Genomic DNA, 6,460 nt, shown 5'->3' on the forward strand with positions numbered 1-6,460 from the left:
ACCATGATCGTTCGCTACCAGCACCCCTATGCGGCGTTCCGCCAGTTCGACCGCGAGTTCGAGCGCCTCGTGCGCCTCGGCTTCGGCCGCGGCGCCGTGCAGTACTCCCTGCGCGCCGACGTCTACACCGAGGGCGAGGACCTGGTCGTCCGCGCCGCGGTCCCCGGCGTCAGCGCCGAGGACGTCACGGTCGAGCTCGAAGGCCGCCGCCTGTCCATCACCGCCGAGCGCAAGGCCCGCGAGTCCGCCGAGGGCGACCGGTACCTGGTGCGCGGCCTGTCGGCCGGTTCGTTCCGCCGCGAGTTCACCCTCCCGGAGGGCATCGCGGCCGAGCAGCTGGGCGCCGAGGTCGCCGACGGCATCCTGACGGTGCGCGTCACCGGAGCGGTCAAGCCCGCCCCGACGGCGCAGCGCATCCCCGTCACGGGCGCGCCCGTCGAGATCGAGGCCGAGGCGAAGGACGCCGAGACCGAGTAGTACGAGTACAGCGGAAGGCCCCGGAGTGATCCGGGGCCTTCCGCGTGCCCGGCTCAGCGCAGGCGGTGCCCGATGAGGGCGAGGTTCTGGATGGTCGCCAGGCCGCACTGGGCGGCGTCGTTGGTGGAGAGCGTGCGGGCCTCGTCCACGGGGGCGAGGACCTCCGGCGGGAGGATCTTCACGGTGCGGAACGCGTCCTCCCCCATGAACTCGCCGCCCTTGAAGTAGGCGCGCCAGGCCCGGTCGGCGAGCGCGTCGTCCCCCAGCCGGTGCGCCGCGTACGCGGTGAGGCGCGAGTGGGCCTGCTCCAGGTGGATTCCCGCGGGGGCGACCCCGAGTTCGGCGAGCTGGACCTCGGGCTCGGCGAGGTAGAGGCGGCAGTACTGAAGCCAGGCGTCCTTGAACCCGGGGGCGTCGACGAGCCCGGCGTCGATGAGGGACACCAGTTCGCTGCACACCTCGACCAGGCCGAACACGGCGGAGAGGTGCGAGACGGCGACGCGGTCGCGGCCGGTGTCGAAGCGGCCGGTGTCGAGGTCGTAGAGGGCCTCGCCGGTGAAGAAGCCCTTGGGGAGCGATCCGATGTCGCGCATCGTGCCGACGAGGCGGTCGCGGGAGCGCTCGTTCCCGGTGATCTCCCAGTCCGCGAGCCAGGTCGCCGCGAGCGCGCTCCAGTCGGTGCCGAGGCCGACCGCGAGCGCCCCGCGCTCGGGCCGGTAGGTCGCGGCGTCGGCCCGCACCTTGCGGGTCGGGTCGAGGGCGAGGAACGTGGCGTCGGAGTCGCGCAGCTCCAGCATCCGGTCGCGGGTGTGCTCGTCGCCGGTGAGGAGGTAGTGGACGCGGCGGTACGCGGGCGTGGAGATGCGGACCTGCTTGGCGCTGCACCCCCAGTGCTGCACGTTGTGGCGCGTGCCGAGGCCCTGCCAGGGGCCGGCGTGGTAGACGTCCACGTCGCCGGTGTGGCGGGTCATGCGCTCGGCGAGGCGGAAGACGTCGGCGCGGCCGGTGCGCAGGAACGAGGTCCACAGCCACAGGTCCGGGGAGAGCTCGGAGTTGTCCCAGGCGTAGCCGCCGACGTCGTAGCGCCAGGTGTGGCGGTCGGCGTCGTAGGCGTGCATGACGTCGCCGAAGTTCCAGAACCCGTACCAGGAACGCTGTGAAACCTGCCCGACGTAGAAGTCGAGGAGGAAGTCGAGCCGGTCTTCGAGGGCGGCGCGCGCCGGGTCGGCGCGGTCGGGCAGGTCCCAGTCGCCGAGGACGCCTTGGAGCGCTTCGGGCGCGGCCGCGAGCTGGGGGCGCAGGGCGGTGCCGCGGGCGAGACGGGCGAGGTCGGCGACCGGGGGCGTGGCGGCGTACGGGGTCACGGTGAGCTCATGGGTGCGGGCGATGCCGTGGGCGGTGCCGAAGCCGGGTTCGTAGTCCTCGTAGGTGATCTCCAGGGCGTCGAGCTGGTCGGCGTAGGTGTCCTGGCCGAGGCCGTCGTGGTAGAAGCGCAGGTCCATGGGTTCGGCGTCGGGCGACCACAGCCAGAGGGTGAGCGTCGCGGCGTCCGTGTCGGCACCGGCGACGTCGATGCCCGTGGGGTGGGACTGCCAGAACCCGTTGAGCCCCAGGGCGAGTCCTCCCGAGGTGTCGCCGAGGTAGGCGAGCCCGTCGGCGCGGGTGCCCTGGGCGACGTCGATCCAGGGCCGGTCGGCGGCGGTGCGCTTGCGGATCGCGTAGCCGTTGGCACCCGGCTGACGGAGCGTGTAGTCGGCCCAGGCGGGGATCCAGCGCGACAGGCGCTCCACGTCGCGGTCCCACGTGGACGGGTCGGGGACGGGGCGGCCGTCGAGCTGCGCGGCCCGGACGTCAGGCCCGGGGTCGCGGCGCAGGCCGGTGAGGCCGCGCACGGCCTCGCGCAGGAAGCCGCCGTCGGCGCCCGCGAGGCGCACGTGGCGGTCGTGGAGGTCCGCGCGCAGCGGCACGGTGAACCGCAGGCCGAGCGAGGAGAGGAAGTCCCGCTCGGGGTCGCCGTCCCAGGTGAAGGAGTGGACGATCCGGAACGTCGCGGCCCCGGCGGCGAACACGAGCCGCACGGTGAACGGGAGCCATTCGCGGCCGGAGTCCTCGCGGTGGACGCCGGTGACGCGGACGACCGCGCGCAGCGGCCCGTCCTGCTCGACCTCGCAGCCGGTGACGTGCCCGGTGGCGCGCGTGCGGCCGGGGACGTCGGGTTCGGGGCGGTCCTGGCGGCTGGAGACGAGGCGGCCGGAGGCGGCGACTTCGGCGTCGCCGATCCGGATGGAACGGACGAGGTCGGTGCCGTTGCGGGACAGGGTGATGCGGGCGGCGCCGGTGTCGACCTCGACGGTATCGGCGGTCTGGGTGACGGCGATCGGGGCCGCCGGGGCGGGCCCGGGGCCGCGCACGACCCGGTAGCCGTCCGCGGGTTCGCCCGCGCCGAGCGCGATCCCGGCCCATTTGACGCTGCCGTCGGGCCAGGCGGCGAGCCGCCACGTCTGGGCGGGCACCGGGGCGCCCGAGTCGTCCACTACGGACAGTTCAGCGGGGTCGGCGACGGTGCCGGGGGCGAGCGGGACGCCGCAGGTGACGCCCGCGAGGGCGAGGTCGGGCGCGGCGTCGTCGAGCCAGCGCAGGGGGACGTCGACAGTGGTCACAGGGCGGTCACCTCAAGGTCGCGGTAGTGGGAGACGAGCGGGGCCATCTGGCGGAAGCCGATGCGGCCCGCGCCGAGCGGCTCGTCGTCGTGGAACGTGAAGAGCGTCAGGCCGTCGATCGCGAACGACACCTCCGGGCCGCGCTTGGCGACGCGGACACGGTAGTGGCCGTCGGCGTCCTCGGGGCCGGGCAGCGGGTCGGCGCCTTGGGCGACGAGGTGGAAGCCGGGGCTCTTGCGGAGGTTGCAGGTGCGGAAGCGGCGCTCGGTCGGCCACTTGCGGCGCAGGTAGGACACGTGCAGGGCGGCGATGTCGCCCGAGTGGTACTGCGGGTAGAAGCCGGTGCGCGGCGCGAGCGCGGGGTCGAACAGGTCCCGGCCCTCGGTGCCCGTCGCGGCGAAGAACAGCATCGCGAGTCCTTCGCCAGCAAGGGGTCTGAAGTCCCATTCGACGGCGACGTCGGCGGGGAACACCTCGGGGCACCAGAGGGTGAAGTGGGCGTGGTCGCCGCGACCGGCCGCCGTCAGGGCCGCCTCGTCGGCGGTGCTGGAGAGGACCAGGCCGCCGTCGGCGTGCGCGGTCCCGGCGGGGCCCTCGGCGGTCCAGCCGTCGAGGTCGGCCGGGGCGGCGAGCGGGTTGCGGTAGGTCACGGCCGGACCAGCCACTGACCCAGGGGCTCCTGGTCGTCGCCGACGCCATTGAGGACGTGCAGGTGCTCGGCGACGAAGCGGGCGACCGCGGCGGCTCCGGCGGTCGTGTAGTGGGTGTTGTCCTTCTGGAGCTTCTCGTCGACCTCGATGCGCAGGTCGGCGGCGGCGCCGTGGACGAACAGCGCGGCCGACTCGCCCTCGCCGAGCCAGGTGTACAGCCAGCGCGTGAACGGGGTCAGGTCGATGACCGGGACGTCGAGCTCCTTGCCGAGGGCGCGCACCGCGGCCGGGTACGGGCCGTGCGAGTGGCGAAGGGCCCCTTCGTGGAACATGCGGCGCTCGACGCTGGTGGCGAGGACGGGGCGGGCCCCGGCGGCGCGGGTCTCGGCGGTGAACGCGGCGAGGCGCTCGCGGTATCCGCCGTCGGCGGCGAGGAGTTCGGGCTCCTTCTGGTCGTTGTGCCCGAACTGGATCACGACGGTGTCGCCGGGTCGGAGTTCGGCGGCGAGCGCGTCCCAGCGGCCCTCCTCGCGGAAGGACAGCGTGGTCGCGCCGCCCTTGGCGTGGTTGCGCACCGGCTCGGCGGTGAACTGCTGGAGCTCGTCGCCCCAGCCGAGGAGCGGCAGGTCGGGGCGTCCGGCGGTGGCGCCGCCGTCGGTGGGGGCGACGGTGGAGTCGCCGGCGAGGTGGATCGTCATCAGCCCTTCACACTTCCTATCAGCATGCCTTTGGCGAAGTGCTTCTGGAGGAACGGGTACGCCAGGAGCACCGGGATGGTCGCGATGATCACGACCGCGAACTTGATCCCCTGCGCGGGGGGCGGCACGTCGGTCGCCATCTCGTCGGCCGAGAGGGAGGCCGCGGCGGTGACCTGCCGCAGGATCATCTGGAGCGTCCACTTGCTGGTGTCGCTCAGGTACAGCAGGGGCGAGAGGTAGTCGTTCCAGATGCCGACGGCGTAGAACAGCGCGAACGTCGCCAGCACCGGTTTGGACAGCGGGAGGATGACGTGCCAGAGCACCTGGAGCTCGTTGGCGCCGTCGATCTTCGCGGACTCTTCGAGCTCGTTGGGGAGCTGCTGGAAGAAGTTCTTGATGATGATGAGGCTGAACGGGTTGATCGCCATCGGCAGGATGAGCGCCCAGTAGGTGTCGAGCAGGCCGAGGTCCTTGACGACCAGGAACGTCGGGATCATCCCGGCGCTGAAGACCATCGTGAACACGACCAGGGCGAGGATCGTGCGGCGCCCGGGGAGGTCGGGCTTGGCGAGCGGGTACGCCATGAGCGCGGTCAGGGCCAGCTGCACGAACGTGCCGACGAACGTGACGACCACGGTGGTCGCGAAGGCGCGCACGAACACGTCCGAGGACAGGATCGACTCGTACGAGGCGGTGGTGAACTCGTTCGGCCACACGAAGAACGGGCGGGTCGTGATCTCCAGTTCCGTCGCGAAGGACCCGGCGAGCACGTACAGGAACGGCAGGATCGCCAGCAGGCCGACGCCGGTGAGCATCGCGACGTTGAGGACGTCGAAGGCGCGGCCGGCCGGGGTGTTGAACCGCTTGTGCGTCGTGGACATCAGAAGATCCCCTGCTGGTTGAAGCGCTTGGCGAGCCAGTTGGTGCCGAAGATGAGCACCAGCCCGACGATGGCCTTGAACAGGCCCACGGCCGTGGAGTAGCTGTAGGCGCCCTGCTCGATGCCCGCGAAGTAGACGTACGTGTCGAACACGTCGGCCACGGTCCGGTTGAGCGAGTTCGACATCAGGTAGATCTGCTCGAAGCCGGTGTTGAGGATCTGCCCGGTGTGCAGGATCAGCAGGACCGTGATCGTGGGGAGGATCGAGGGGATCGTGATGTGCCGGACGCGGTGCCAGCGGCCCGCGCCGTCGATGATCGCGGCCTCGTACTGCTCCTGGTCGACGCCCGCGAGCGCGGCGAGGAAGATGATCGTGCCCCAGCCGGTGTCCTTCCAGACCATCTGCATGAGCACGAGCGGGCGGAACCAGTCGGGGTCGGCGAGCATGTTCGCGTCGGTCCCGAACAGGCCCGCGAAGAACGTCCACAGGGGGCCGGTGTCGATCGCGAAGAGCAGCGCGGTGATCGAGACGACGACGGTCCAGGACAGGAAGTGCGGGATGTAGACGAGGGTCTGCACGGTGCGCTTGAGGATCTGGAGCCGCAGCTCGTTGAGCAGCAGCGCGAGCACGATCGTGAGCGGGAACGCGACGAGCAGGCTCAGCGCGGCGATCACCAGCGTGTTGGTGAGCAGCCGCGAGAAGTCCGGGTTGGACAGGAACGCCTGGAAGTGGGCGAAGCCGACCCATTCGCTGCCGTCGATGCCGAGGAACGGGATGTAGTTCTTGAACGCGATCCGCGCGCCGTACATGGGCCAGAAGCGGAACAGCGCGAAGTAGACGATGCCGGGGAGCATCAGCAGGAACAGCCAGCGGTAGCGGACCGAGTCCCTGCGCAGGCGCCGCAGGCGGCCGGGCCTGCGCGCGAGGGGCGGTTCGCGGTCGGCCGCGAGGGCGGTCGTCATCGCAGTCTCCTTGGGGGTTCGGGGGTTCGGGGGTGCGGGGGCGGGGGGGGGGGGGCCCCCCCCCGCGGGGAGTCGAGGGGGGGGGTCAAGTCGTTAATAAACAGACAGAACAGGTGGCCGCCCCCGGGGTGA

At 71.9% G+C, this 6,460-nt stretch carries 6 protein-coding genes; 1 reads left to right on the forward strand and 5 read right to left on the reverse strand.

Going from position 1 to position 6,460, the window contains the following annotated elements; genetic code table 11:
- Positions 1–3: 3 nt before the first annotated feature.
- Positions 4–477 (forward strand): Hsp20/alpha crystallin family protein, encoded by a 474-nt coding sequence (locus tag AB0A65_RS26135; protein WP_359955628.1) that lies wholly within the window; start codon positions 4–6, stop codon positions 475–477.
- Between the two features lie 53 nt (positions 478–530).
- On the opposite strand, the gene AB0A65_RS26140 is transcribed toward AB0A65_RS26135, so the two are convergent.
- From AB0A65_RS26140 to AB0A65_RS26160, 5 genes are read right to left on the reverse strand one after another with little or no spacing between them, the layout of a single operon-like run.
- Positions 531–3,137 (reverse strand): Tat pathway signal sequence domain protein, encoded by a 2,607-nt coding sequence (locus tag AB0A65_RS26140; RefSeq protein WP_359955631.1) that lies wholly within the window; start codon positions 3,135–3,137, stop codon positions 531–533.
- The gene (locus tag AB0A65_RS26145; protein ID WP_359955634.1) at positions 3,134–3,802 is read right to left on the reverse strand and encodes a DUF1961 family protein; all 669 of its coding nucleotides are present in this window, start codon (positions 3,800–3,802) and stop codon (positions 3,134–3,136) included. Before AB0A65_RS26145 ends, AB0A65_RS26140 begins: the two co-directional genes overlap by 4 nt.
- Positions 3,784–4,485, reverse strand: a complete 702-nt coding sequence (locus AB0A65_RS26150) for a rhamnogalacturonan acetylesterase (protein ID WP_359955637.1) — start codon at positions 4,483–4,485, stop codon at positions 3,784–3,786. Before AB0A65_RS26150 ends, AB0A65_RS26145 begins: the two co-directional genes overlap by 19 nt.
- Complete coding sequence (locus tag AB0A65_RS26155; protein ID WP_359955640.1) at positions 4,485–5,366, reverse strand: carbohydrate ABC transporter permease; 882 nt, start codon at positions 5,364–5,366, stop codon at positions 4,485–4,487. Before AB0A65_RS26155 ends, AB0A65_RS26150 begins: the two co-directional genes overlap by 1 nt.
- Entirely contained in the window at positions 5,366–6,328 is a 963-nt protein-coding gene (locus AB0A65_RS26160; RefSeq protein WP_359955643.1) for an ABC transporter permease subunit, read from the reverse strand. The genes AB0A65_RS26155 and AB0A65_RS26160 overlap by 1 nt, the downstream gene beginning before the upstream one ends.
- Between the last annotated feature and the right edge of the window lie 132 nt (positions 6,329–6,460).

Origin of the sequence: Glycomyces sp. NPDC047010 (assembly GCF_040644205.1) — a bacterium.
Lineage (GTDB): Bacteria > Actinomycetota > Actinomycetes > Mycobacteriales > Micromonosporaceae > Glycomyces.